Source organism: Formosa sp. L2A11, from assembly GCF_009796865.1.
Classification (GTDB): domain Bacteria; phylum Bacteroidota; class Bacteroidia; order Flavobacteriales; family Flavobacteriaceae; genus Formosa.
Window position 1 is genome coordinate 2,023,007 of record NZ_CP047028.1, and the last position, 24,964, is coordinate 2,047,970.

The 24,964-nt window shown below is 32.8% G+C and carries 24 protein-coding genes and 1 pseudogene; 13 read left to right on the forward strand and 12 right to left on the reverse strand.

What is annotated here, in order from left to right:
- Nucleotides 1–49: 49 nt before the first annotated feature.
- Together GQR95_RS08805 and GQR95_RS08810 are read right to left on the reverse strand one after the other, a co-directional pair.
- A complete protein-coding gene (locus GQR95_RS08805) occupies nucleotides 50–1,318 on the reverse strand; it encodes a chloride channel protein (RefSeq protein WP_159022825.1) in 1,269 nt (422 codons plus the stop codon).
- Between the two features lie 31 nt (nucleotides 1,319–1,349).
- A complete protein-coding gene (locus tag GQR95_RS08810; protein WP_159022826.1) occupies nucleotides 1,350–3,083 on the reverse strand; it encodes a M14 family metallopeptidase in 1,734 nt (577 codons plus the stop codon).
- Between the two features lie 95 nt (nucleotides 3,084–3,178).
- On the opposite strand from GQR95_RS08810, the gene GQR95_RS16740 reads away from it, so the two are divergent.
- Complete coding sequence (locus GQR95_RS16740; protein WP_233266061.1) at nucleotides 3,179–3,646, forward strand: SulP family inorganic anion transporter; 468 nt, start codon at nucleotides 3,179–3,181, stop codon at nucleotides 3,644–3,646.
- A complete protein-coding gene (locus GQR95_RS08815; RefSeq protein WP_233266039.1) occupies nucleotides 3,615–5,075 on the forward strand; it encodes a SulP family inorganic anion transporter in 1,461 nt (486 codons plus the stop codon). Before GQR95_RS16740 ends, GQR95_RS08815 begins: the two co-directional genes overlap by 32 nt.
- Nucleotides 5,076–5,191: 116 nt before the next feature.
- Here the strand turns inward: GQR95_RS08815 and coaD are convergent, their stop codons facing one another.
- Nucleotides 5,192–5,656, reverse strand: a complete 465-nt coding sequence (gene coaD, locus GQR95_RS08820; RefSeq protein ID WP_159022827.1) for a pantetheine-phosphate adenylyltransferase — start codon at nucleotides 5,654–5,656, stop codon at nucleotides 5,192–5,194.
- 30 nt (nucleotides 5,657–5,686) lie between these two features.
- Nucleotides 5,687–6,672: pseudogene (locus tag GQR95_RS08825) on the reverse strand (D-alanine--D-alanine ligase).
- A 104-nt stretch (nucleotides 6,673–6,776) separates the two neighbouring features.
- Here GQR95_RS08825 and GQR95_RS08830 point away from each other — a divergent pair.
- The 4 genes from GQR95_RS08830 (at nucleotide 6,777) to GQR95_RS08845 (ending at nucleotide 9,564) form a co-directional block, all read left to right on the forward strand.
- Entirely contained in the window at nucleotides 6,777–7,334 is a 558-nt protein-coding gene (locus tag GQR95_RS08830; RefSeq protein WP_159022828.1) for a PASTA domain-containing protein, read from the forward strand.
- Between the two features lie 3 nt (nucleotides 7,335–7,337).
- On the forward strand, nucleotides 7,338–8,381 hold the full coding sequence (locus GQR95_RS08835) for an RluA family pseudouridine synthase (RefSeq protein ID WP_159022829.1): 1,044 nt from the start codon (nucleotides 7,338–7,340) through the stop codon (nucleotides 8,379–8,381).
- A gap of 129 nt (nucleotides 8,382–8,510) precedes the next feature.
- The gene (yaaA, locus tag GQR95_RS08840) at nucleotides 8,511–9,269 is read left to right on the forward strand and encodes a peroxide stress protein YaaA (RefSeq protein ID WP_159022830.1); all 759 of its coding nucleotides are present in this window, start codon (nucleotides 8,511–8,513) and stop codon (nucleotides 9,267–9,269) included.
- Nucleotides 9,226–9,564, forward strand: coding sequence for a hypothetical protein (locus tag GQR95_RS08845; RefSeq protein WP_159022831.1), 339 nt, complete (start codon nucleotides 9,226–9,228; stop codon nucleotides 9,562–9,564). Before yaaA ends, GQR95_RS08845 begins: the two co-directional genes overlap by 44 nt.
- Here the strand turns inward: GQR95_RS08845 and GQR95_RS08850 are convergent, their stop codons facing one another.
- Complete coding sequence (locus GQR95_RS08850; RefSeq protein WP_159022832.1) at nucleotides 9,565–9,702, reverse strand: 30S ribosomal protein THX; 138 nt, start codon at nucleotides 9,700–9,702, stop codon at nucleotides 9,565–9,567. It lies immediately after the preceding gene.
- Nucleotides 9,703–9,746: 44 nt separating this feature from the next.
- Between GQR95_RS08850 and GQR95_RS08855 the strand changes: the two genes are divergently transcribed.
- From GQR95_RS08855 to GQR95_RS08865, 3 genes are all read left to right on the forward strand, one after another.
- The gene (locus GQR95_RS08855; protein WP_159022833.1) at nucleotides 9,747–10,400 is read left to right on the forward strand and encodes a uracil-DNA glycosylase family protein; all 654 of its coding nucleotides are present in this window, start codon (nucleotides 9,747–9,749) and stop codon (nucleotides 10,398–10,400) included.
- A gap of 184 nt (nucleotides 10,401–10,584) precedes the next feature.
- Entirely contained in the window at nucleotides 10,585–11,913 is a 1,329-nt protein-coding gene (gene ffh / locus GQR95_RS08860) for a signal recognition particle protein (protein ID WP_159022834.1), read from the forward strand.
- A gap of 183 nt (nucleotides 11,914–12,096) precedes the next feature.
- Nucleotides 12,097–12,978 (forward strand): bifunctional 5,10-methylenetetrahydrofolate dehydrogenase/5,10-methenyltetrahydrofolate cyclohydrolase, encoded by an 882-nt coding sequence (locus tag GQR95_RS08865; RefSeq protein ID WP_159022835.1) that lies wholly within the window; start codon nucleotides 12,097–12,099, stop codon nucleotides 12,976–12,978.
- Nucleotides 12,979–13,170: 192 nt separating this feature from the next.
- Here GQR95_RS08865 and rluF read toward each other — a convergent pair whose 3' ends face one another.
- The 6 genes from rluF to GQR95_RS08895 are packed head-to-tail and all read right to left on the reverse strand — an operon-like array spanning nucleotide 13,171 to nucleotide 18,244.
- Nucleotides 13,171–13,932, reverse strand: a complete 762-nt coding sequence (rluF, locus tag GQR95_RS08870) for a 23S rRNA pseudouridine(2604) synthase RluF (RefSeq protein ID WP_199269573.1) — start codon at nucleotides 13,930–13,932, stop codon at nucleotides 13,171–13,173.
- Between the two features lie 20 nt (nucleotides 13,933–13,952).
- The gene (locus GQR95_RS08875) at nucleotides 13,953–14,780 is read right to left on the reverse strand and encodes an alpha/beta hydrolase (RefSeq protein ID WP_159022836.1); all 828 of its coding nucleotides are present in this window, start codon (nucleotides 14,778–14,780) and stop codon (nucleotides 13,953–13,955) included.
- Nucleotides 14,777–15,142, reverse strand: coding sequence for a cupin domain-containing protein (locus GQR95_RS08880; protein WP_159022837.1), 366 nt, complete (start codon nucleotides 15,140–15,142; stop codon nucleotides 14,777–14,779). Before GQR95_RS08880 ends, GQR95_RS08875 begins: the two co-directional genes overlap by 4 nt.
- A 6-nt stretch (nucleotides 15,143–15,148) precedes the next feature.
- On the reverse strand, nucleotides 15,149–16,120 hold the full coding sequence (locus tag GQR95_RS08885) for a YitT family protein (RefSeq protein WP_159022838.1): 972 nt from the start codon (nucleotides 16,118–16,120) through the stop codon (nucleotides 15,149–15,151).
- 13 nt (nucleotides 16,121–16,133) lie between these two features.
- Nucleotides 16,134–16,685: a hypothetical protein gene (locus tag GQR95_RS08890; protein ID WP_159022839.1), complete on the reverse strand. Its 552-nt coding sequence runs from the start codon at nucleotides 16,683–16,685 to the stop codon at nucleotides 16,134–16,136.
- Between the two features lie 47 nt (nucleotides 16,686–16,732).
- Nucleotides 16,733–18,244 (reverse strand): helicase HerA-like domain-containing protein, encoded by a 1,512-nt coding sequence (locus GQR95_RS08895; RefSeq protein WP_159022840.1) that lies wholly within the window; start codon nucleotides 18,242–18,244, stop codon nucleotides 16,733–16,735.
- Nucleotides 18,245–18,347: 103 nt separating this feature from the next.
- Here GQR95_RS08895 and GQR95_RS08900 point away from each other — a divergent pair, with 103 nt between their 5' ends.
- Nucleotides 18,348–18,977: a 7-carboxy-7-deazaguanine synthase QueE gene (locus GQR95_RS08900; RefSeq protein WP_159022841.1), complete on the forward strand. Its 630-nt coding sequence runs from the start codon at nucleotides 18,348–18,350 to the stop codon at nucleotides 18,975–18,977.
- A gap of 86 nt (nucleotides 18,978–19,063) precedes the next feature.
- On the opposite strand, the gene GQR95_RS08905 is transcribed toward GQR95_RS08900, so the two are convergent.
- On the reverse strand, nucleotides 19,064–19,600 hold the full coding sequence (locus GQR95_RS08905; protein ID WP_159022842.1) for a DUF2911 domain-containing protein: 537 nt from the start codon (nucleotides 19,598–19,600) through the stop codon (nucleotides 19,064–19,066).
- Between the two features lie 235 nt (nucleotides 19,601–19,835).
- On the opposite strand from GQR95_RS08905, the gene asnB reads away from it, so the two are divergent.
- The 3 genes from asnB to mdh all read left to right on the forward strand — a co-directional run bounded on the left by asnB (nucleotide 19,836) and on the right by mdh (nucleotide 24,884).
- Nucleotides 19,836–21,509 (forward strand): asparagine synthase B, encoded by a 1,674-nt coding sequence (gene asnB / locus GQR95_RS08910; RefSeq protein WP_159022843.1) that lies wholly within the window; start codon nucleotides 19,836–19,838, stop codon nucleotides 21,507–21,509.
- A 301-nt stretch (nucleotides 21,510–21,810) separates the two neighbouring features.
- Nucleotides 21,811–23,757, forward strand: a complete 1,947-nt coding sequence (gene gyrB / locus GQR95_RS08915; RefSeq protein WP_159022844.1) for a DNA topoisomerase (ATP-hydrolyzing) subunit B — start codon at nucleotides 21,811–21,813, stop codon at nucleotides 23,755–23,757.
- Nucleotides 23,758–23,957: 200 nt separating this feature from the next.
- Nucleotides 23,958–24,884: a malate dehydrogenase gene (mdh, locus tag GQR95_RS08920; protein ID WP_159022845.1), complete on the forward strand. Its 927-nt coding sequence runs from the start codon at nucleotides 23,958–23,960 to the stop codon at nucleotides 24,882–24,884.
- Nucleotides 24,885–24,964 lie beyond the last annotated feature (80 nt).

Below are 24,964 nucleotides of genomic sequence, written 5' to 3' on the forward strand. Positions count from 1 at the left end.
TAAATATGTTTTACATTTATAATATGTTTTTAAAAATTATTTTAAAGCCTTAATCTTGATGCTTTTGTGAGGTGATAAAAGGAAGTTTTGGTGCTAGGAAATATCCTGTTAAACTTGCAAATAGAATAGGGATTAAATGTCCAAATCCGGTAAGCGTTGTTAATAGAATAGTGGTACTCATTGGTGTTCTTGTTACGCATGCATTTATGGCTGCCATACAGCTTACAATAGTTAGTGTTAAACTAACCGATGGTATAAATTGATGAATAATTAAACCTAAAGTTGTACCAACAAAAAACAAAGGAATAATAAAACCACCTCGCCAGCCTGATGTTACTGTAATGGCAATCGCAATGATTTTAAAAATTAAGATGATAAATAATAGTTTTAAAGGGAAACGTTCACTAATCATTTGGTTAATTTCATGATGACCAAAATAGCGTGTTATTGGCAAATAGTAGGCGATAACTCCTAAAAGTATCCCGCCAATAAGTGTTTTTATATAAATAGGAATCGGTCGTTTTTCAAACACTAATTTAAAGAATTTTACACAGTAAATAAAAGACCAGCCTACAGCCGTAGCTATAATAGCAAAGAATACAGCGTATCCAAAATCGAAAATTCCAGAAAATTCGTATGCAGATAGATTCCAAGTAGGACCAAAGCCTAAGTGAACGATTAATGCAAAGACAATATAACTAAAACTACTCGCCACAAGTGCAGGAATAATAGCTCTATAATATTCAACAGCATGTTTGTAATGAAGAATTTCTAAAGCAAATAAACTTCCGCCTAAAGGTGCGCCAAAAAGCGCAGTAAAACCTGAAGCTAATCCTGCAATACTTAACGAGCGTAAAGCTTCACCTTTAAGTCTAAAAACTTGACCTAACCAGGTTCCAATAGAACCGGTAACTTGAACTAGTGGTGCTTCTGGTCCTAAACTTCCACCACTAGCAATACATAGAAATGAAGACAAAATCATAGATGGGTTATTCTTAGGATTTAGCTTGCCTTTATTAAAACGGATATTGTTTACTATAAGTTGAATTTCTCCTGGATCGCCAATAAAATGAATAATTAAGCCTGCCAAAAGGCCGGAAATAGACATGACAGGAATAACCTGCCATCCCTCAAAAAATGCAATTTTATGTGTCAAGAATTCTAAAATAATCCAATATAATCCAGCTGTAATACCTCCAATAAGGCCTAAAAGGGCCCAGAGTAAAAATGACCAACTAAAAACAAAAGGATTGAATTTCATGGGTTGATCTAATATATCTAGATATTTAATTATCTTTTTCTTTCGATGAAGTTTCATGCACATGTATATTTAAAATTAAGACTTATTTTTAATTTACTCTAAAAATAGGGTAACGCATATGTGCTTTTTCATAATGATCGCTTTGTTTATGTATCCAATCTAATTGAGCATACCAATTCTTAGAAAACGCTTCGTCTGATTGCTTTTTAGCTTCAAATTTATGTTTTAATTGGGCATCGTTATTTAAAAGTTCTAAAGCCAAATCTTCCCAAACGTAAGGCGAAAATCCTTCTTTTTGCTGAAGTATAGTGTCGAAGAAATTCCAATTAAAAAAAGAATCCACCGCTTGTGGTTCTAAAGTTTCTAGAAGATAACGCATTGCAGGTTGTCGTGTTTCTATATAATAATCTCCTGCTCTAAATTGAATATCTTCAGTATTTGAAACAACAGATGTATTGGTATGTAAATAATGACCTTCGTAAGGTGCTTCTTTGGTGTCAAACTTTGCAATATGGTAAGTTTCTACAGTAAAAGTTTTGTCAGATTCTAATCTAGACATTTTTACTTGGTTTAGTTTTAATAACTCAATAATAGAATGCCAGCCTTGTGGAATAATGTATGCTTTTGGAATAGTAATTTCTATAGTTGGTTTAAAATAATTCTGATATTTTACAGGTTTTGTAAATGGTTTAGATCTATCGTATTTTAGACGCTTTAATCCGGTAACGTCACTTGTTATGTATGCTCCTTCAAAACCTTTAAATTGTAATACCGAAAATTTGGTGGTGTCTACCGTCCAGCCTAAATCGTAAGTTTTAGCTTTTAGAAATGTTTCATTCGCTTTCTCTCTTAACGTTTTTATGGTTTTGTAATCTTTTTCTATAATAGAAATCATACTTATCATAAGTTGGTAAGTCCCTTCAACTCTAGGTTTGTATGGTTTTAACATATGTGTTTCTACCATCATTCCTAATGTGTTAAATAAGGTTGTGTAACCCGTAGAATATCTTGGGTGATCTATAAACTGGCTAAATCCAATTTCAGGAACTTCATTAAACACATTAACATAAGGTGTAATATCCCAGTTTTTAGATGCTAAATTTTGTTCTAATTCAGGCATCATTTTAGTGTGTAAATAGTTGCCTAAATCTCCGCCAAGCTTATCGTGTTGTGTAAATAAATGAGTAAGTGTATATTGGTAATCTGCACCGTTACTTACGTGATTATCGATAAAGACATCCGGTTGCACAGTGTGGAAGATTTCTGCAAAGGTTTTGGCGTTTTTAGTATCACTTTTTATAAAGTCACGATTTAAATCGTAATTCCTAGCATTTCCTCTAAAACCATAAGATTTTGGTCCGTTTTGGTTGGTTCGTGTTGTAGAATTTCTGTTTAAACTACCGCCAACATTATACACCGGAATAGTAACTAAAACTGTATGTTTAGGCATTTCTACTTTGCCTTGAACAATATCTCTATACAACATCATGGTGGCATCTATACCGTCACTTTCTCCAGGATGAATACCGTTATTAATTAATAAAACACGTTTGTTCTGTCTAATTTTAGTAAAATCGAAAGTTTTATCTGGGTTTAATGTAACAATGTGTAATGGTTCTCCTGAATCTGTTTCTCCTATAGTTTGTATGTCTATTTGCGGATATTTTTTTGCTAAATCTTTATAAAACTGAATCACTTCAGTGTAAGTTGCCGTTTCTAAGCCGTTACTTTTTTCAAAATGCGTAATAAAATCATTATGATTTTGGGCTTGTAAGGTGTTCGAAAATAGTAATATAATGAAAGCAGAGATAAATAATTTCATTCTTAGTGTTTTTAGCAAACTTAATGAAATTATTACATTGAGAACTTGTGAGTCGCCATTTTAACTGTATTTTTGCCCCTCTTAAAAAAGAAAATATGACAAATTTTATAAGGAAAATAACACCAAATGCAAAGGATGATGTATTGGCAGGTGTTACCGTATCGTTAGCTATGATTCCAGAGGTTGTTGCCTTTGCCTTCGTTGCGCAAATTAGCCCTATAGTAGCACTTTTCGGAGCCTTTATAATTGGTATTGTTTCTGCTCTTTTTGGAGGAAGACCCGGTTTAATCTCTGGAGCTGCAGGAGCCGTTGCTGTTATTTTTGTACACATGATTCAGGAAGGACATGCTAAAGGTTTGTTATTTGATACGCCTGTAGAAAATATGGGGTATTTTTATTTACTGGCAGCCGTTGTGTTAATGGGCGTTATACAAATACTAGCAGGTATTTTTAAGCTTGGTAAATTTGTGCGTTTAATTCCGCATCCCGTAATGTTAGGGTTTGTTAACGGACTGGCTATTGTTATTTTTTATGGCGCAATTGGGAATGTTTACCGAAAATAAAAAAGATATTTTTGGACAAAACATGCGTAAAACCGAATCTAAAGAATTGGTTTATAATGTAAGTGATAATAATGTAACAGATTTAATTTCGGGTAGTAAGCTGTTTTCAATAAACGGTAAATCTATAACCAATATAAATACAGGAGAAGAGGTTTTTATTTTATCGGACAATCAGGTTTTCGATGTGAATACTAAAAAAGTAGTGTTTAATGTGCAAGACAACGGATTCTATTCTGTAAAAGATAGTGGTGTTGTAAAATCTATGATGGAAGGAAATAAGCTTTATATCATGATAGGTTTAGTATTGTTAACCATGTTTATTATTTGGGGATTACCTAAATTAACTAAAAAAATGCCAGCGGCATTAACAGCTATTTTAATAGTGACTTTAGTTTCAATTTTTGGAGGTCTTAATTCTATTAATGTAGGCGATTTTATTAGAGATGGAGGAGGAGCCGGTCTTAATGGTTTTGATGAACTTTCTAGTAAACTAAATCTTCCTGAACTTTGGAGCCACTTACCATTTAACTTAGATACATTAAAATTTATTGCGCCTTATGCCTTTTTAGCAGCTTCTGTAGGGCTAATAGAAACTTTAATGACTATGAATCTTGTAGATGAATTAACAGATACTCGTGGAGACGGAAACAGAGAATGTGTTGCTCAAGGTGCTGGAAATATGTTAAGCGGAATCTTTGGTGGTACAGGAGGTTGTGGTATGATTGGACAAACAGTAATTAATATTAATGCAGGAGGACGCGGACGTTTATCTGGTGTTATGATGGCTGTTACATTACTTACTTTTATACTATTTGCAGACAAATATATAGAGCAAGTGCCTATCGCAGCTTTAGTAGGTGTAATGTTTATGATGGTTATTGAAACCTTTGCATGGTCTAGTTTAAGAATCATGAAAAAAATACCAGTATCAGACGCTGTTGTACTTGTTATTGTATCTGTTGTAACCGTGTTTTTCGATTTAGCAATTGCTGTATTTGTAGGTGTTATAATCTCTGCATTATCTTTTGCTTGGGAAAATGCTAAAAAGATTAGAGCAAGAAAACGTTATTCTGAAGATAAAAAAATTAAGACTTACGAAATCTGGGGACCATTATTCTTTGGCTCAATTACGGCTTTCAATGAGAAATTTGATATTAAAAGCGATCCGGACGAAATATATATAGATTTTGTTGAATCTCGTGTAAGCGATCATTCGGCTGTAGAAGCCATTACAAATATTGTAAATAAGTATGAAGCAGAAGGGAAATCTATTAAGCTAAAACATTTAAGTGAAGATTGTAAAATACTTATGTATAAAGCCAATCCTAAATTTAAAGACGTTATTATTGAAGATGTTCACGATCCGAGATATCATTTAGCGGCAAATCCGGAAGAGTTTTCTAGACCGCTTTCTGAATATAAATTTTAATAAAGCACAAGTGCTATAGGTTATCCTTTTGGGATTTTTATAAAACCAAAACCATACTTTTATAGTTTAACTTTTAAGATTATTAGTTTTAAAAATGAATAAAAAAAAGCACCTTATTAAGGTGCTTTTTTTACTCTTACAGTATCTGGAACGAGCAGCGTATAATCTCCGTCGTTTCTTATTACGTCTCTAACAATACTAGAACTTATAAAAGACGTTTTAGATGAGGTTAGCAAAAACACAGTTTCAATTTCCGAAAGTTTACGGTTTGTTTGTGCAATGGCTTTTTCAAATTCAAAATCGGCTGGATTTCGCAGTCCACGTAAAATAAAATCGACATCCATTTTTTTACAAAAATCGACCGTTAGTCCTGTGTAGGTTGTTACTTTTACTCTCGGTTCATGTTTAAACGTGTCTATAATAAATTGAAGACGTTCTTCTAAACTAAACATATATTTTTTGTCAGAATTAATTCCGATGGCTATAATAATTTCATCAAATACCTTTACGCCACGTGTAATTATGTCGTAATGCCCTAATGTTAACGGGTCGAAAGACCCTGGAAATATGGCGCGTTTCATTGTTTGGTTGTTAGTGTTAGTTGCGTGAATTTACAATTTAATTCTTAAAGCTTCTTCAATAGCACTTTCAAATAAATCTGATAAAGAAATTCCTGCTACAGCAGCCTGTTGTGGTAAGATACTTTCTTTTGTCATTCCAGGAACTGTATTAATTTCTAATAAGTGTGGTTCTCCATCTTTAAAGATAAATTCACTTCTAGAAAACCCTTTCATTTTTAAAACTTCATAGACCTTTTTAGCAAGTATATTAACATTCTCTTCTTGATCTGGAGTTAAATCTTGCAGGTGTAATTTCTTTAGATTGGCCTAAGTATTTCGCTTTATAATCGAAAAAATCATTTTCACTTACTATTTCTGTAATTGGTAAGACTTTAGTTTCTCCTTTGTATGTAATCACACCAACAGAGACTTCTACGCCGTCTAAAAACGATTCAATAATAATTTCATCATCTTCTTTAAAAGCCACTTCAATAGATGCTTTTAAAATCTTCTTTTTTATAAGCTTTTGTAACACCAAAACTACTTCCGGCTTTGTTTGCTTTTACAAAACAAGGCAAACCAACTTTTTCTATAATGGCATCTTCATTAACAACGTCTCCTAAATTTAAATAATAAGATTCTGCAGTTTTTATACCATAAGGTTTTAAAATACTTAAACAATCGCGCTTATTATAAGTTACTGCAGCTTGGTACATATTGCAACTTGTTTGTGGTAAATTTAAGAGATTAAAATAGCCTTGTAGTTGGCCATCTTCTCCTGGAGAACCATGAATTGCATTAAAAACACAGTCAAAGGTTGTCTTTTTTCCTTCAATAAGCACTGAAAAGTCATTTTTATCGATAGGAAATTCTTCTTCATTTGCATTCACATAAACCCATTTGTTTTTAAAAATATGGATCTTGTAAGTGTTGAATTTTGAAGTGTCAAGTGATTGATAAACAAGGTTTCCGCTGTTTAAGGAGATTTTATATTCGCTAGAATAACCTCCCATGATTATGGCAATATTTTTTTTCATAATAGTAACAAATGATGGAAATAATCGTTTAGCTAAAATATCATTTATTAATCAAAAGTAAAAACAGAACGGTTTTTATATATTTGCCAATCAAATTCTATAACATGAGCTTTATCAAATTCCTTACTAGTAAAACCTTTTTTCTGAATTTACTCTTAGCTGTAGTCGCTATTTTTGTGTTAAGTTATTTAACTTTAAGATGGTTAGATAGCACGACAAACCATGGCCAGTTTGAAACCGTTCCGGATTTAACAGGAGCATCTATATCTGTAGCTAAATCAGAATTAGAAAAGAATACATTAGTGATGGAAATTCAGGATTCTGCAAATTATAATCCAGATTATCCTAAGTTTTCTGTTATAGAACAAAATCCTAAACCAGGATTTAAAGTGAAAGAAAATAGAAAAATATACATTACACTTAATCCGTCAGGATATAGAAAAGTGTTAGTACCCGAATTAACAAATCGTACTTATAGACAAGCAAAACCAACTTTAGAAGCTTTAGGCTTTAAGGTCGGGACCATTAAATATGTAGCAAATATTGCTCGAGATATGGTTTTAGAAGCTTCTCATGATGGGGAAAAAATAAAAGAAGGCGATATGTTACCTAAAACATCTAAAATCGATTTAGTATTAGGAAACGGTAATAGACCAGAGTAAATTATGAGTGATTACACACCACAAAAAGAAGAGACTGAAGACGAGCTTTACGAGCATTATGCTTTTACAGCAGAGAAAGGGCAATCACCACTTCGAATAGATAAATATTTAATGAATTTTGTAGAGAATGCTACCCGAAGTAAAATTCAGGCTGCAGCAAAATCAGGAAACATTTATGTAAACGGTACTCCTGTTAAATCTAATTATAAAGTTAAAGGTAACGATGTTATCAAAGTACTTTTTGCACACCCGCCATACGAGAATTTACTTGTTGGTGAAAATATTCCTATAGATATTGTTTACGAAGACGACGATTTGTTGGTTGTAAATAAACCCGCAGGAATGGTTGTGCATCCAGGTCACGGAAATTATTCTGGGACTTTAATTAATGCCTTGATTTATCATTTCGATAATCTTCCAGAAAATTCTTCTGGACGTCCAGGTTTAGTTCATAGAATAGATAAAGATACTAGCGGATTGTTAGTTGTAGCCAAGACAGAAGAAGCCATGGCACATTTATCGTTTCAGTTTGCCGAAAAAACATCAGAGCGTGAATACGTTGCTATTGTTTGGGGAAATGTAGAAGAAGAAGAAGGTACGGTAGAAGGTAATATAGGGCGTCATCCTAAAAACAGACTTCAAAACACTGTGTTTTATGGAGACGATGCAGATAAAGGAAAAGCAGCCGTTACGCATTACAAAGTTATAGAACGTTTAGGATATGTAACTCTGGTATCATGTAAATTAGAAACCGGACGTACACACCAAATTCGTGTGCACATGAAACATATTGGTCATACCTTGTTTAATGACGAACGTTACGGTGGTGAAAAAATATTAAAAGGAACAACGTTTACAAAATACAAACAGTTTGTAGATAATTGTTTTAAAATATTACCAAGACAAGCGCTACATGCTAAAACTTTAGGCTTTGAACATCCTAGAACTAAGGAATTTATGCGTTTTAATACAGAAATTCCTGAAGATATGCAGCAATGTATAGATAAATGGAAGCAATATGTGAAACATCAGGAGATTGATGAATAATAGGTATTAGTTATTTAAATATAAGAAATAACAGTATTTATCTATATGTTTTCAGTCGTTATGATTGTAAATTTGTATGATTTTAAAATTGAAATCAGTTATAAGTTGAATTGATATAATCCTACGTATATGAAATTAGTAATATCTCCAGCGAAATCTTTAGATTTTGACTGTAAATTGCCAACCGAAGTTTCTACAGAAGCGATCTTTTTAAAAGAAGCATCGCGTTTAAATAAAGTAGTTAAGAAGAAATCTGCAAAGGAATTATCTGAACTTATGAAAATTTCAGATGCACTTGGTCAGTTAAATTACGAGAGAAACCAAGAGTGGACTTTGCCTTTTACAAAAGAAAATGCAAGACAGGCCATTTATGCTTTTAACGGAGATGTATATCGTGGTTTTGATGCCTATTCTATAGCTGAAGAAAAATTAGGAGCGCTTCAAAATACGGTTAGAATATTGTCAGGTTTATACGGTGTTCTAAAACCATTAGATTTAATGCAAGCGTACCGTTTAGAAATGGGAACTAAGTTGCCAGTAGGGACTAATAAAAATTTATACGAGTTTTGGAAAAAAACTATTACTAACGCTTTAAATGAAGAATTAGAAGCCGATGAGGTTTTCTTGAACTTAGCGAGTAACGAGTATTTTAAAGCTGTAGATGTAAAGTCTTTAAAAGTTCCTGTAACAACTGCTGTTTTTAAAAATTTTAAAAACGGAGAATATAAAATGATAGCAACCTACGCTAAGTTAGCAAGAGGTTTAATGGCACGTTACGTTATAGATACCGATGCCAAAACAATAGAAGATCTAAAAGGATTTAATTACGAAAATTATAGATACGATGAGCAATTCTCAACAAAAAACGAGTTGGTCTTTACAAGATAATAAACGCTCTGAGACAGAACGCGAGGCTTTCAAACCAACAGGAAAGTCTCCAAAAAAGTTGTCTAAAATGTACATTAGTATAGCAATATTAATTACATACTTAACTAGTTTAACACTAACTGTAGGTTCTAAGAAAAAGTTAGAAATGTGTCTGACTTCAGATTTTTGTTTTAACTCTAAAGACAATGTATTTCTTTATTCTTTTTATGTGTTTAGTACTATTGTTATTATTGTGCTAGCCATTCTTATTGCTTATAAATTTGGTAAACGCTTTGGAAATGCTGTAAAACAATAATTAATGTTTTACAGTTGGATCTTTATCAATATCAAATTTTAATTCTGGACGTACTTTTTTCTTAATACGCGGACGTCTAATTCCAAAAGATCCTCTACTTATTTTTCCGCGTTTTGTTTTTTTATCTCCTCTTCCCATTGTTTTTCTTTTAAAATACTATTTTTAAGGTAAAACACAAAATAATGTTTAAACATAGGCACCCTTATGCGCCATTTATTCCTGAGTTAACAACCAAATTAATAGTTGGAACCTTGCCACCGCCACGATTTTCTACAGGACATTTAAAGACTGGAGATGTAAATTTTTGTTACGGAAGTATAGATGGACAATTATGGCCTATTTTAAATACAATTTTCGATTTAAGTTTAAAGTTTGAAACTACAGAAAACGCAATACTTCAGCGTAAAAACTTTTTAATATCTAGAGGTATTGGAGTTTGTGATATTGTAAAAAGTGCTGAACGCGAAAAAATAGATGCTTCAGATTTAGGAATGAAAAATGTAGAATTACGAGATGTGTTAATGTATTTAAAAAAGCACCCTAAAGTAACTACGTTATTATTTACTGGAGGAAATAGTAAAAATGGGCCAGAGTATTTTTTTAGAAAACATTTAAAAACGTATGGACTGTCTCTAAAAGTAGCATGTAGCGAAGTGCCTAGAATTCATAGTTTCGAATTTGAAGAACGGGTTATAAAAACGGTCTCTTTAACTGCGCCTTCTGGTGCCGCAAACAGAGCTGTTGGCAGTATGCCATTGTATAAGCAAATGAAACAATCAAATCCAAAATTCAATACTTTCGATTTTCGTGTGATGCAATACCGAGAATTTTTTTAAAATTTATTCTTCGATAATACATGATTTTTGTCTTTTCTTATGAAGAACTGAGGCCTAGCCTATAAAAACCGTGTTATTTTATATTTTTTGGTAACAAATCTGTATTTGTTTTTTTATTAGTCAATTCTTCATTAATACACATCAAATCATTAAATTTGCGTTTCTTAAAATTTGATGAAAGTTTATGTTTAATAATTTAAGTGAGAAATTAGATAAAGCGTTACACGTTCTTAAGGGACATGGAAGTATAACGGAAGTTAATGTTGCAGAAACCTTAAAGGAAGTACGTCGTGCTTTATTAGATGCCGATGTTAACTTTAAAATTGCTAAAGATTTTACTAATAGAGTAAAAGAAAAAGCACTTGGCCAAGATGTATTAACAGCGTTGCAGCCGGGACAATTAATGGTTAAAATCGTTAAAGACGAATTAACCGAGTTAATGGGAGGTGATGCCGCAGGTATTAATTTGTCAGGAACGCCTAGCATTATTTTAATGTCAGGGTTACAAGGTTCTGGTAAAACTACGTTCTCAGGAAAGTTAGCAAACTTTCTTAAAACTAAGAAAACAAAGAAACCTTTATTGGTAGCTTGTGATGTGTATCGTCCAGCAGCAATAGATCAATTACATGTTGTAGGTGGTCAGATAAATGTAGATGTTTTTAGCGATAAAGGGAATGATAATCCTGTTGCTATTGCCCAAGCAGGTATTGCTTATGCAAAAGAAAACGGACACAATGTGGTTATTATTGATACCGCAGGGCGTTTAGCTGTAGATGAGGTGATGATGGCAGAAATTTCTGAAATTCATAAAGCTATTCAACCACAAGAAACTTTATTTGTTGTAGATTCTATGACAGGCCAAGATGCTGTAAATACAGCAAAAGCATTTAACGATGTTTTAAATTTTGATGGTGTTATCCTTACTAAATTAGATGGTGATACACGTGGTGGTGCTGCAATCTCTATTAAATCTGTAGTAGATAAACCAATTAAGTTTATTGGTACAGGTGAGAAGATGGAAGCGATAGATATATTCTATCCATCTCGTATGGCAGATCGTATTCTTGGAATGGGAGATGTTGTGTCTCTTGTAGAACGTGCTCAAGAGCAGTTTGATGAAGAAGAAGCTAGAAAATTACAAAAGAAAATAGCAAAGAATCAATTTGGATTCGACGATTTCTTAAGTCAGATTCAGCAAATCAAGAAAATGGGGAACATGAAAGACCTTATTGGAATGATTCCTGGTGCTGGAAAAATGATGAAAGATATCGATATCGATGATGATGCTTTTAAACATATCGAAGCGATTATTCACTCTATGACGGTTCAAGAGCGTACAAATCCATCTGTAATTAATGCGAGTAGAAAAAAACGTATTGGTAAAGGATCTGGTACATCTGTACAACAAGTGAATCAGTTATTGAAGCAATTCGACCAGATGAGTAAAATGATGAAGATGATGCAAGGTGGCGGCGGAAAACGCATGATGCAAGCCATGAAAAACATGAAATAATATATTTTTAATTAATGGTTTTGTGTGAACAGTTTCAATACTAAAGCAAAAAATCATTTAATTTTAATATAAAGCGTATATCACGAAAGCTAATTGGTTTTTGTAATTGGCAATCATTATAAATTTGGAGTTAAATAATATATGTGTATAACTAAAAAAAGTACACTGAAGACTAGATAAAACATGACAATTTTAGACGGAAAAAAAGTTAGTAACGATATTAAAGACGAAATCACCGAGCAAGTAACAAAAATGAAAGCTAGAGGAGAAAGAGTTCCTCATTTAGCAGCCATTATTGTTGGTAATGACGGGGCTAGTTTAACTTATGTAGGTAGTAAAGTTCGTGCTTGCGAGCGTGTAGGTTTCGAATCTACTTTAGTTAAAATGTCTAGTACTACAAGCGAGGTAGAATTGTTAGATAAAATTAAAGAGCTAAATAATAATTCTCAAATAGATGGTTATATTGTTCAGTTACCTTTACCTGATCAAATAGATACTCAAAAAGTATTATTGGCTGTAAACCCAGATAAAGATGTAGATGGTTTCCATCCTACTAACTTTGGGAAAATGGCTTTAGATATGACTACTTTTATACCAGCAACACCATTTGGTATTTTAGAATTGTTAGATCGTTACGGTGTAGAAACTAGCGGAAAACATACTGTTGTTATTGGGCGTTCTCATATTGTTGGTCGTCCTATGAGTATTTTAATGGGAAGAAAAGGATTTCCAGGAAACTCTACAGTAACACTTACACATAGTCACACAAAAAACATTACACAAATAACATCTCAAGCAGATATTATAATTTCAGCTTTAGGAGTCCCTAATTTCTTAAAAGCAGAAATGGTAAAAGATGATGTTGTAATTATAGATGTTGGAATTACACGTGTTGCAGATGATACTAAAGAAAAAGGATATAGAATTACAGGAGATGTAGATTTTGTAAACGTTAGTAAAAAAGCAAGTTATATTACTCCAGTTCCAGGAGGTGTTGGACCAATGACTATTGCAATGTTGTTAAAAAACACATTGTTGGCTTGCGAAAGACACAGAAAGAAATAAGAATATAAACTTATAAATACATTAAGAAGCATAATTACAACTACGTAGTTATGCTTTTTTGCTTTTAAATAAATAAAAAGTAAAGCCGTAATAGTGTACTTAGTCTTTCTGTTTTAGGTTAATAGGATATATAAAAGAATACTCCTAATAACCCTCAAGATAATAAATATAGAATTTGTTTTTTATTGAGTGTTAGTCTCTTTTTCTTGGAGCAGCAGGATGTACAGGAGAATAAGATTTTGTAGAATCACCAATTAAAGTCTGTAATTCTTTCATTTCTTCTTTTGTAATGTCTCGATATTCACCAACGGGCATATCACATTTTATGTTCATAATACGAACACGTTTTAAGGTCTCCACTTCGTAAGTTAAATACTCACACATTCTACGAATTTGTCTGTTTAAGCCTTGAGTTAATATAATTTTAAACTCGTAAGTCCCTAGTTTTTCAACTTTACATTTCTTAGTCACACGATCTAAAATTGGTACACCATTAGACATGCGCTCAATAAAGGTTTGAGAAATCGGTTTGTCTACAGTAACAATGTATTCTTTTTCGTGATTATTGCTTGCACGTAGAATTTTGTTTACAATATCTCCGTCGTCTGTAAGCAGAATTAAACCTTCACTAGGTTTATCTAGACGACCAATTGGAAAAATACGTTTTGGGTAATTTATATAATCAATAATATTGTCTTTTTCTACACGAGTATCGGTAGTACAAACAATCCCTACAGGTTTGTTAAATGCTAAATAAACAAATTCTTTTTTTGTGTAAATAACAGGTTCACCATCTACAGCAACAACATCGTTACTGCTTACTTTTGTTCCCATTTCAGGAACTTCACCATTTATGGTTACGCGTCCAGCTTCAATAAGTTTATCTGCAGCACGACGTGAGCAATAGCCTACTTCGCTTAAATATTTGTTTATACGTTTTAATTCCATTTCCATGTGGTAAAGATACGATAAGTTTATACTTCTAGGAAGTTGTAAATGTGTTCTCTTACAGAAGTGTTATTTAGAGAATGCCCAAAGCCTTCTGTAGAAATTAGAGTGCTATTTTTATAATGATCATTTAAAAGCAATGCATCGTTATAAGGAATAATAGAGTCTTCCTTATCGTGAATAATTAAGCCTTCTATGTTTACGTTATTTAAAAATTTAGCTGAAGAAAATTGATCTGGAACTACTCCAAATCGTTTAATAATTGTTTTGTCTAATTGATTCGTTATACGATGGTTGTAACCTAACATGTCAATGTATCTGCCAATAATATCTTTAAATTCTGAAGGAGCACCTAGCAGAATTAATTTTTCTAAACTAGGAATTTGATACTTGTTTAAAAATGCAGTTGTAGCCATTCCGCCAACAGAGTGTGCAATAATAGCGGTAGGTTTAAAGCGTTTTGCTACAACGTTTATATATTCGGCATAAAGAATTGCACTAAACTCTTTACTTCCAGAACGGCCATGTGCAGGTGCATCTAGAGCGACAACACTATACCCTTTTTTGTTTAATTCTGTAATGTAAGATCTCCATCTAAAAGAATTACTTTCCCAACCGTGAACGAGTAAAATAGTCTCTTTGCTACCTAGCCAACGATAAGTCATTATAGGCTCGTCTTTGTAAATAAGTTCTTCGTTAAAAGCAGTGTCTAAAAAATCGAGTTGATGATTTAGTACGCGTCCTTTTCTAGGTTTTGTAAATAAATTTAAAGCTTTGTTAGCGGCATAGGGTTTAGAAATATAACTTAATAAGTTAATATAACTCCCCACAGATTTTACTAAGAGATTTTTCATGCCTCTTCTCTGTTTACTTGATCTAGAGAAAATGCAGGTGTGCAAATGGCAATATATTCACAAGAGTCTTCAAATGGATTTGAATATTGAACACGTGTATTTTTTTCTATTTTAATTGATTGACCAGCTTCTAAAATAACAACTTCATCTTCAATAATAAACTGTTTTTTCCCTTTTATAATAAATGTGAATTCATCAAATTCTGGAGTTTGGAACGGTTCTTTCCATCCTGGAGGAGCAATCATATGTGCAATACTAAGTTGAGAATCACCAGTAGTTGCGTTTCCAAAATGTTCTTGTATCACTTTCCCATCTGTTGTGGGAAAGATAAACGGATTTGTAATAAGCGTGTACTTCTTCATGTGTTTCTATTTTAAAGGTTTTCTTTTAATCATGCCGCCTTTTAAATCTTTTACAAGCCCCATGATAATAAAAGCGTTTTTGTCAATTTTGTCAATTTCGGTTTCAAATTTAGCCAATTCTAAACGTGTTACAACCGTATAAATAATGTCTTTTTCTTGTGCGCCACCTTCTTGGTTGTAACCGCCTTTTCCAGTGTAAATAGTGCAAGCACGTCTTAGTTTTTCTGTTACCATAATTCTAATTTCTTCATGTTTTTCAGAAACTATGGTTACACCTATATATTCTTCAACACCGTCTATAACAAAGTCTACTGTTTTTGCTGCAGACATGTAAGTAAGTATGGCATAAAGTGCTGTTTCTATAGAAAGAATGTAGGCGCCAAAAGAGAATATTATAATGTTTATTAAAAGTAAAACATCTCCAATAGTCATAGATAATTTTCGACCAATAAATAAGGCTAAAACTTCTGTGCCGTCTATAACGCTACCACCTCTCATGGCCATTCCAATTCCTAATCCTAAGAAAAAACCACCAAAAACAGAGATTAATAATTTATCGTCTGTAATCGTTGGGTAGTCTACATAATGTACCACAAATGCTAAAAACGTTATGGCAAGAATACTTTTTAATGCAAATTTTAAGTTGAATGTTTTCGCTCCTAAAATTAAAAAAGGCAAGTTCACTATTATTAATAGGTAACTTAAAGGGATATGTGTTAAGTTTTGAAGTAATAAAGAAATCCCGGTTGCACCGCCATCTATAAAGCGATTTGGTAGTAAAAATCCTTTTAATCCAAATCCAGCAGAAATGACACCAATGGCTATAAATAGAAATTCTTTTACGGCATGTTTAAGTTCTACCTGAAGTGTCCTTACAATTGGGACTACTTTTTTTAAACTTGCGGGTGCTATCGTCTCATTTGTCTCGAGTTTTTTTCGAGCAATTAATACAAGGAGTTTAGAGACAAGTGCCTTCATGAATTTTTAACGTTTACCAGTTTAAGAAAAAGTATTTGATTTTTGCTGTATCAGGAATTTGAGACGCTTCAATGTGTAAAGTCATATCGAATCTTAAATTTGAAGGTAGTTCTTTTTTATCTATAGTGAATGATGCACCTAACTCGTCTACAGAAACAACAATAGAATTAATTAAATTATCGATACCTGATATTTTATAATGTCCCTGAATATCTTTGAAAGTACTTAGTGTAGAAAGGCCTTTATCTGTTTTAAAACGCGGATCGAAAACCTGAACCGTTTGTATTATAGATGTAGAATCTGTAATAGTTTCTGGAGTAAGTGTTAATAATTTTATTCCACCTTTTTCAAAGATTTCTATTTCGTTAATACTGGCTGTAAATTCTCCGCCAGGAACAAATTTTACAATAGAATCGTTTTTAAATACAGTTTCTAAATCTTTAACTTGGGTTGTAGAAGTTAAGTCTCCAATACTGTTTTTTGCAATTGAAAAGTTATCGTTTTTTGTAGAACAACTAAAGCATATAATGGCAACTATAGCTAAGCTAAATATGGATTTTTTCATTTTAAGATAATCTTATTTTATTAGTTTTTTTGAATCCGTGAAAGTAGTTATTTTTTCATCACTTTGTTTAAAATTCCGAAGACACTTCTAATAAAAGTAGCACTTGTTAATACTTTTATTATAGGATTCATTGCGGTACTTTTTCTACGTGTTGTGGTTTTTTTAGAGACCTGTCTTTTTTCTTCAACTTCTGCTTCAGCCTCAGCGTGTTTTATTTTCTCGTTTAATATTTCGTAAGCACTTTCTCTATCTATGGTTTTATTATACTTTTTAACCATTTTAGATCCTGAAATTAATTCAGACAATTCGGTATCTGTTAACACGTCCATTCTACTCATAGGTGCACGCATCATGGTTGCTGCCAATGGTGTTGGTCTTCCTTTCTCATCTAGTGCAGAAACTAATGCTTCTCCTGTTCCTAAATTAGTAAGTACGGTTTCTGTGTCGTAATATTCTGAATCTGGATAATTTTGGGCTGTAAGTTTTATTGCTTTTCTGTCTTTTGCAGTAAAGGCACGTAACGCATGCTGTATTTTTAATCCTAATTGTCCTAAAACAGCTTCTGGTACATCTGTTGGGTTTTGTGTTACAAAATATAAACCAACACCTTTACTACGAATAAGTTTTACAATACTTTCTATCTGATTTAATAATGCTTTAGAAGCTTCATTAAAAATAAGGTGAGCTTCATCTATAAAAATTATTAATTCTGGTCTTCCGCTATCACCTTGTTCCGGAAACGTGGTGTAAATTTCTGCGAGTAAACTCAGCATAAAAGTTGAAAATAATTTTGGACGATCTTGTATGTCTGTAAGGCGAAGAATATTAATAAAACCGCGACCTTCATCGTCCATACGTAATAAATCCTGAACATCGAAAGAGGTTTCCCCGAAGAATAAATCTGCACCTTGTTGTTCAAGTTCTACGACCTTTCTTAAAATAGCTCCTGTAGAAGCTGTCGAAATTCTTCCGTAAGCTTCCTGAAACTCTGCTTTTCCTTCTTGAGTTGCGTATTGTAATATTTTTTTGAAATCTTTTAAATCTAGAAGAGGTAATTTATTATCGTCGCAATATTTAAAAATAACAGAAACAATACCTGATTGTGTATCTGTTAAATCTAAAATACGTGATAATAATATAGGTCCAAATTCACTAACGGTTGCACGAAGTCTTACACCGTCTTGATTAGATAATGTAAGCACATCTACAGGAAAGCCTTTGGGATTATAAGGAAGGCCAATTTTTTCGTGGCGTTTTTCAATAAAACTATTGTTAACTCCAGGTTGGGCTAATCCGCTTAAATCTCCTTTTATATCCATAAGTAATACTGGAATTCCTTTTTCAGAAAGGTTTTCTGCCATTACTTGTAGTGTTTTTGTTTTCCCAGTTCCTGTTGCTCCAGCAATTAAACCATGCCTGTTTAATGTTTTTAGAGGAATATTTACATAGGCGTTTTTTATAGGTTGCTCGTTTAATATAGCAGAACCCATAGTAATGTATTCGCCTTTAAAGGTATTTCCTTCTGTTATTTCTTTAAAAAAAGCATCGTTATTAGTCATGAATCTTAAATTTTTATAAAAATAGTAATATTGAAGGAATACACTTTAAAACTTTTCAAGATTTTATATGCAAACATAAATCAGTAAACTATCTTTGCATGTTATGAAGAAAGATATTCAAGAGTTGGTTAATAAAGGCGAGATGTTGCCTTTAATGGAGGAGTTTTACACAATACAGGGTGAGGGGTTCTACAAAGGAACAGCTGCTTATTTTATTAGAGTGGGAGGTTGCGATGTAGGTTGCCATTGGTGTGATGTAAAAGAAAGTTGGGATGCAGAATTACATCCGCCAACCGAAACTTCTAAAATTGTTGAAAAAGCGGCACTTCATAGTAAAACAATTGTTGTTACCGGAGGAGAGCCATTAACTTGGGATATGACTGCTTTAACAACACAGTTAAAAGCTAAAGGTTTACATGTGCATATAGAGACTTCAGGTGCATATCCGTTAACTGGAATTTGGGATTGGATTTGTTTGTCTCCAAAAAAACTAAAATTACCAACGGCAGAAGTGTCTGAAAAAGCGAACGAGTTAAAAGTTATTATTTTTAATAGAGACGATTTTAAGTTTGCTGAAGAACAAGCTGCTTTAGTAAGCGAGGATTGTATTTTATATATGCAGCCAGAGTGGAGTAAGCGAGATAAAATGATTCCTGAAATAGTAGAGTATGTTATGGCTAATCCAAGATGGAAAGTGTCGTTGCAAACACATAAATACTTAAATATTCCTTAGTAAAAAGATATTTATATTACAGCATAGCACATAAAAAAGCCGCTTTCAATTAAGAAAGCGGCTTTTTTGATTTTGTGGTTGAAAAATTATTCAACTCTAAAAGGCATAGAAACACGAGTTGTGTCCCAAGCTAAAACCATAGTTCCTTGTGCATCAAAACCAATAGAAAAAGCTTCAATAGATTCAGCATCAATAGAAACTAAAGCGGTATAACGCGCAACATCATTGTCTGCATTATAAGAATAAGCTCCCCATGCGTTTAAATCTTTGTTTAAGATTAAAGTCCATGTTTTTTCTCCAGGAATAGCAAATAAAGAATATGTTCCAGCTTTTACAGGCGTATCTCCAAAATGAAAGTCTTTGTAAAATGTAATTTCTGTAGATTCATTTGCTCCAGTTCTCCATACTTTTCCTAGTGGTGCTAAGTCAGATAAAGCACGACCGTTTAATTGAGGTCTGCTGTAAATAACTTTCATAGTTTTATTAGTGTCTTTACTGCTAGTTGGGAAAGCAACAGCATCCATAGGGCTCTTGTCTAATTTACTAAATTTTTGTGCATACATTTCTGTGTTAGCGCTAAATGCTACTAATAAACAAAATACAGTTGCTTTAAGTAATTTCATAATGTTTTTTAATTTATTGAATATTAAGTCTTAGGTAAAGGTCGATAATTTTTACTAAAGTTTACAAAATTAAATTTTTGAAAGGAAGATTTTAATGTTTGGTTTCATATTTAATAAAAAAATAATTTTTTTGTTTCAAATTGTAATCAATAATAGGTTTGTTGTTTTATAATGCGAATGATATTTTAATATTTGCTTAAGAATTAAAATAAAAAGAATTTAAAATATATAGATTATGTGTGGAATTGTATGTGCATTTGACTTGAAACAAAAGGCGGATGATTTAAGACCTCAAATTTTAGAAATGTCAAAAACAATCCGTCACCGTGGACCAGACTGGAGTGGGATTTTTAGTAACGACAAAGCTATTATGTCACACGAACGTTTGGCTATTGTAGATCCAGCTTCTGGAAAACAACCCTTATTTAGTGACGATGGTAAATTGGTGTTAGCAGCAAATGGAGAAATATATAATCACCGTGAACTACGTAAGCAATTTGAAGGAACTTACGATTTTCAAACAGAATCTGATTGCGAAGTTATTCTTGCTTTATATAAAGAAAAGGGAGTTGATTTTGTAGATGAAATGAACGGAATCTTTGGTTTTGCAATTTATGATGTAGAAAAAGACGAGTATTTTGTTGCTCGTGATCATATGGGAATTATTCCTTTATATATAGGATGGGATCAAAACGGAACATTTTATGTGGCTTCAGAATTAAAAGCTTTAGAAGGTCACTGTACTAAAATTGAATTATTTCCTCCAGGACATTATATGTCAAGTAAAGATGGGAAATTTGTAAAATGGTACAAAAGAGACTGGAGAGCATACGATGCTGTAAAAGATAACGAAACAAGTATTGCTGAAGTAAAGGAAGCATTAGAATCTGCAGTGCATAGACAATTAATGAGTGATGTGCCTTATGGTGTATTATTATCTGGAGGTTTAGATTCTTCAGTAGTATCTGCAATTGCAAAAAAATATTCTCAGAAACGTATTGAAAGCGATGATGAGTCTGATGCTTGGTATCCGCAATTACATTCTTTTGCTGTAGGGTTAGAAGGTTCGCCAGATTTAGCTGCAGCTAAGAAAGTAGCCGATCATATTGGAACGGTTCATCATGAAATTAAATTCACTATTCAAGAAGGATTAGATGCTATTAAAGATGTAATTTATAACATAGAAACTTACGATATTACGACGATTCGTTCGTCTACACCAATGTATTTAATGGCAAGAGTTATTAAATCTATGGGAATAAAAATGGTGTTATCTGGAGAAGGAGCAGATGAGTTATTTGGTGGGTATTTATACTTTCATAAAGCACCGGATGCAAAAGAGTTCCATGAAGAAACAGTGCGTAAACTAGATAAATTACACATGTACGATTGTTTAAGAGCTAACAAAAGTTTAGCAGCTTGGGGAATTGAAGGTCGTGTGCCATTTTTAGATAAAGAATTTATGGATGTTGCCATGAGAATCAATCCTCAAGATAAAATGATTAACGGAGAACGCATGGAAAAATGGGTAGTACGTAAAGCATTTGAAGATATGATTCCAGAAAGTGTAGCTTGGAGACAAAAAGAGCAATTTAGTGATGGTGTTGGATACAGCTGGATTGATACTTTAAAGGAACTAGTTGATAAGGAAATTACAGCCGAGCAAATAGAAAATGCTAAATTCCGTTTTCCAATTAATACTCCTTTAAACAAAGAAGAATATTATTACAGAACTATTTTTGAAGGACATTTTCCTAGTGATGCCGCTGCGTTAAGTGTGCCACAAGAAGCAAGTGTTGCTTGTAGTACAGCAACAGCTTTAGAATGGGATGAAGCCTTTAAAAACATGAATGATCCTTCTGGTAGAGCAGTAGCTAAAGTACATGATAAAGCATATAGTAAAGCTTAAAATAGACGTTTTTTTATTCTAATTTAGTGTTTTAAAAACCTCAAAATCTTCAATATTAGAGATTTTGAGGTTTTTGTTATTTTAACATGGTGTTAAAAAACATTGAAATTTAATTTAAGGGCTATTTAAGCTGTTTTTAGCGCGTTTCTCGTAATTAATAAATGTTGATAAAATTAAGACTAATGCCGTTAAATACTTTTTATAGCGCTTATATATTAGTATATTTGTTAGTATTCAAAAAAATGATACATGTGTGTCATTTTTTTTATGCCATAAATAGAATTAAAACGTATTCAAAATAATGAGCGAGAAAAGAGAAGAATTTAATAAGGATAATTATTCCGCAGATAGTATTCAGGCCCTTGAGGGGATGGAGCATGTGCGTATGCGTCCTTCTATGTACATTGGAGATGTTGGTACACGTGGTTTACACCATTTAGTTTATGAGGTTGTAGATAACTCTATAGATGAAGCTTTAGCTGGTCACTGTAACAATATTAGTGTTACTATAAATGAAGATAACTCGATTACTACTGAAGATGACGGTCGTGGTATTCCTGTAGACTTACATAAAAAAGAAGGTGTCTCTGCATTAGAAGTTGTAATGACTAAAATTGGTGCAGGTGGTAAATTCGATAAAGATTCTTACAAAGTTTCTGGAGGACTTCACGGTGTTGGTGTAAGTTGTGTTAACGCACTGTCTGAGCACTTAAAAGCAACCGTTTTTAGAAAAGGCGAAATCTGGGAACAAGAATACGAAAGAGGTAAAGCTATTTATCCTGTAAAGAAAGTTGGTGATACAGATAAAAGAGGTACAGTTGTAACTTTTAAACCAGATCCAACAATTTTTAAACAAACGTTAGAGTATAGTTACGATACTTTAGCAAGTAGATTACGTGAATTAGCCTATTTAAATAAAGGTATTACAATTCATTTAATCGATAAGCGTTTCAAAAAAGAAGATGGTGAATTTGAGGGTGAAACATTTCATTCTGAAGAAGGTTTAAAAGAATTTGTTAAGTTTCTAGATGGAACGCGTGAGTCTATTATTACCGAAGTTATTGCTTTTGAAGGTGAAAAGAATGATATTCCTGTTGAGGTTGCGATGATTTATAATACATCGTATACAGAAAATTTACATTCGTATGTAAACAACATTAATACGCATGAAGGTGGTACGCACCTTTCTGGGTTTAGACGTGGTTTAACGCATACCTTAAAAAAATATGCAGATAGTTCTGGGTTAACAGATAAATTGAAGTTCGAAATTTCTGGAGATGATTTCCGTGAAGGTTTAACAGCAATTATTTCTGTAAAAGTTCAAGAACCTCAATTCGAAGGACAAACAAAAACAAAATTAGGTAACAGAGAAGTTTCAGCATCAGTAAGTCAAGCGGTTTCAGAAATGTTAACCGATTATTTAGAAGAGCATCCAGACGATGCTAAGGTCATTGTTCAAAAAGTGATTTTAGCAGCGCAAGCACGTCACGCAGCACAAAAAGCACGTGAAATGGTTCAGCGTAAAACCGTAATGAGTATTGGTGGTTTACCTGGGAAATTAAGTGACTGTTCTGAGCAAGATCCTACAAAATGTGAAGTATTCCTTGTCGAGGGAGATTCGGCGGGTGGAACGGCTAAACAAGGTCGTGACCGTGCATTTCAAGCGATTTTGCCATTACGTGGTAAAATACTTAACGTAGAGAAAGCTATGAAACATAAGGTTTTCGAAAACGAAGAGATTAAAAATATATTTACCGCTTTAGGAGTTACTATAGGTACAGAAGAAGATAGTCAGGCGCTTAACTTATCTAAATTACGCTACCATAAAGTTGTAATTATGTGTGATGCCGATATTGATGGTAGCCACATTGCAACCTTAATTTTAACGTTCTTTTTTAGATATATGAAAGAGCTAATTGAAAACGGACATATTTATATTGCAACGCCTCCTTTATATTTAGTTAAAAAAGGAGCGAAAAAAGAATATGCTTGGAGTGATGAAGAACGAGATGGTTTAACAGAAAAATTTGGAGGTGCAGCTATTCAGCGTTATAAAGGTCTTGGAGAGATGAATGCTGAGCAACTTTGGGATACTACAATGAATCCTGATTTTAGAACATTAAGACAAGTGAAAATAGATAACGGAGGAGAAGCCGATCGTATTTTCTCTATGTTAATGGGAGATGAAGTGCCACCTCGTCGTGAGTTTATTGAGAAAAATGCAGTGTATGCAAATATTGATGCCTAATAATGCATCTTAATTGTGCTATTCGTCAATAATATAATGAAAGTTCTCTCATATAATATGAGTTTCATTTTGCATTAAAATGAAAATGAGGTCTTTAAATTATAATATTATTATAATTTCAAACGTCATAGAAGTTGAATTGTATTAAAAGTGGTAAATTAGCAATAAGAAAATAATTTTGAATCTTAAAATAAAATAAAATGAAAGTAACAGTAGTTGGAGCAGGAGCAGTAGGTGCAAGTTGTGCAGAATATATTGCTATTAAAAACTTTGCTTCAGAAGTTGTGTTGTTAGACATTAAAGAAGGTTTTGCAGAAGGTAAAGCTATGGATTTAATGCAAACAGCATCTTTAAACGGATTCGACACAAAAATTACAGGTGTAACTGGCGATTATAGCCAAACTGCAGGTAGTGATGTTTGTGTTATTACAAGTGGTATTCCTAGAAAACCAGGAATGACAAGAGAAGAACTTATCGGTATTAATGCTGGTATTGTTAAAAATGTGTCTACAAGTTTACTTGAGCATTCTCCAAATATGATTCTTATCGTAGTGAGTAATCCTATGGATACGATGACATATTTAGCGCACAAAGCTACAGGTTTACCAAAAAGCAAAATTATTGGAATGGGTGGAGCTTTAGATTCTGCACGTTTTAAATATAGATTAGCTGAAGCTTTAGGAGCTCCTATTAGTGATGTAGACGGTATGGTTATCGGTGGACATAGTGACACAGGTATGTTCCCATTAACTCGTTTAGCAACTAGAAATAGTGTGCCAGTTTCAGAATTTTTATCTGAAGAACGTTTAAATCAAGTTAAAGAAGATACTAAAGTTGGTGGAGCAACATTAACTAAATTATTAGGAACTTCTGCTTGGTATGCTCCAGGTGCAGCAGTATCAGGAATGGTACAAGCTATTGCTTGTGATTCTAAAAAAATATTCCCTTGTTCAACATTATTAGATGGTGAATATGGTTTAACAGATATTTGTTTAGGTGTGCCAGTTGTTTTAGGTAAAGATGGTATTGAAAAAATAGTAGAGATTACTCTTAACGACGAAGAAAAAGCACATTTAACTGCAAGTGCAGAAGGTGTTAAAAAAACAAATGGATTATTAGAATTCTAATTCATTTAAATGTTTTATAAAAAAAGACTGTCTGCAAAGATGGTCTTTTTTATGCCTATATTTTAGTTTACTTTGTGTAG

Excerpts from the sequence above, each read along its gene's own strand:
- GQR95_RS08805 (WP_159022825.1), bottom strand. The coding sequence starts at position 1,318 with ATGAAACTTCATCGAAAGAAAAAGATAATTAAATATCTAGATATATTA.
- GQR95_RS08810 (WP_159022826.1), bottom strand. The coding sequence starts at position 3,083 with ATGAAATTATTTATCTCTGCTTTCATTATATTACTATTTTCGAACACC.
- GQR95_RS16740 (WP_233266061.1), top strand. The coding sequence starts at position 3,179 with ATGACAAATTTTATAAGGAAAATAACACCAAATGCAAAGGATGATGTA.
- GQR95_RS08815 (WP_233266039.1), top strand. The coding sequence starts at position 3,615 with ATGGCGCAATTGGGAATGTTTACCGAAAATAAAAAAGATATTTTTGGA.
- coaD (WP_159022827.1), bottom strand. The coding sequence starts at position 5,656 with ATGAAACGCGCCATATTTCCAGGGTCTTTCGACCCGTTAACATTAGGG.
- GQR95_RS08830 (WP_159022828.1), top strand. The coding sequence starts at position 6,777 with ATGAGCTTTATCAAATTCCTTACTAGTAAAACCTTTTTTCTGAATTTA.
- GQR95_RS08835 (WP_159022829.1), top strand. The coding sequence starts at position 7,338 with ATGAGTGATTACACACCACAAAAAGAAGAGACTGAAGACGAGCTTTAC.
- yaaA (WP_159022830.1), top strand. The coding sequence starts at position 8,511 with ATGAAATTAGTAATATCTCCAGCGAAATCTTTAGATTTTGACTGTAAA.
- GQR95_RS08845 (WP_159022831.1), top strand. The coding sequence starts at position 9,226 with ATGAGCAATTCTCAACAAAAAACGAGTTGGTCTTTACAAGATAATAAA.
- GQR95_RS08850 (WP_159022832.1), bottom strand. The coding sequence starts at position 9,702 with ATGGGAAGAGGAGATAAAAAAACAAAACGCGGAAAAATAAGTAGAGGA.
- GQR95_RS08855 (WP_159022833.1), top strand. The coding sequence starts at position 9,747 with ATGTTTAAACATAGGCACCCTTATGCGCCATTTATTCCTGAGTTAACA.
- ffh (WP_159022834.1), top strand. The coding sequence starts at position 10,585 with ATGTTTAATAATTTAAGTGAGAAATTAGATAAAGCGTTACACGTTCTT.
- GQR95_RS08865 (WP_159022835.1), top strand. The coding sequence starts at position 12,097 with ATGACAATTTTAGACGGAAAAAAAGTTAGTAACGATATTAAAGACGAA.
- rluF (WP_199269573.1), bottom strand. The coding sequence starts at position 13,932 with ATGGAAATGGAATTAAAACGTATAAACAAATATTTAAGCGAAGTAGGC.
- GQR95_RS08875 (WP_159022836.1), bottom strand. The coding sequence starts at position 14,780 with ATGAAAAATCTCTTAGTAAAATCTGTGGGGAGTTATATTAACTTATTA.
- GQR95_RS08880 (WP_159022837.1), bottom strand. The coding sequence starts at position 15,142 with ATGAAGAAGTACACGCTTATTACAAATCCGTTTATCTTTCCCACAACA.
- GQR95_RS08885 (WP_159022838.1), bottom strand. The coding sequence starts at position 16,120 with ATGAAGGCACTTGTCTCTAAACTCCTTGTATTAATTGCTCGAAAAAAA.
- GQR95_RS08890 (WP_159022839.1), bottom strand. The coding sequence starts at position 16,685 with ATGAAAAAATCCATATTTAGCTTAGCTATAGTTGCCATTATATGCTTT.
- GQR95_RS08895 (WP_159022840.1), bottom strand. The coding sequence starts at position 18,244 with ATGACTAATAACGATGCTTTTTTTAAAGAAATAACAGAAGGAAATACC.
- GQR95_RS08900 (WP_159022841.1), top strand. The coding sequence starts at position 18,348 with ATGAAGAAAGATATTCAAGAGTTGGTTAATAAAGGCGAGATGTTGCCT.
- GQR95_RS08905 (WP_159022842.1), bottom strand. The coding sequence starts at position 19,600 with ATGAAATTACTTAAAGCAACTGTATTTTGTTTATTAGTAGCATTTAGC.
- asnB (WP_159022843.1), top strand. The coding sequence starts at position 19,836 with ATGTGTGGAATTGTATGTGCATTTGACTTGAAACAAAAGGCGGATGAT.
- gyrB (WP_159022844.1), top strand. The coding sequence starts at position 21,811 with ATGAGCGAGAAAAGAGAAGAATTTAATAAGGATAATTATTCCGCAGAT.
- mdh (WP_159022845.1), top strand. The coding sequence starts at position 23,958 with ATGAAAGTAACAGTAGTTGGAGCAGGAGCAGTAGGTGCAAGTTGTGCA.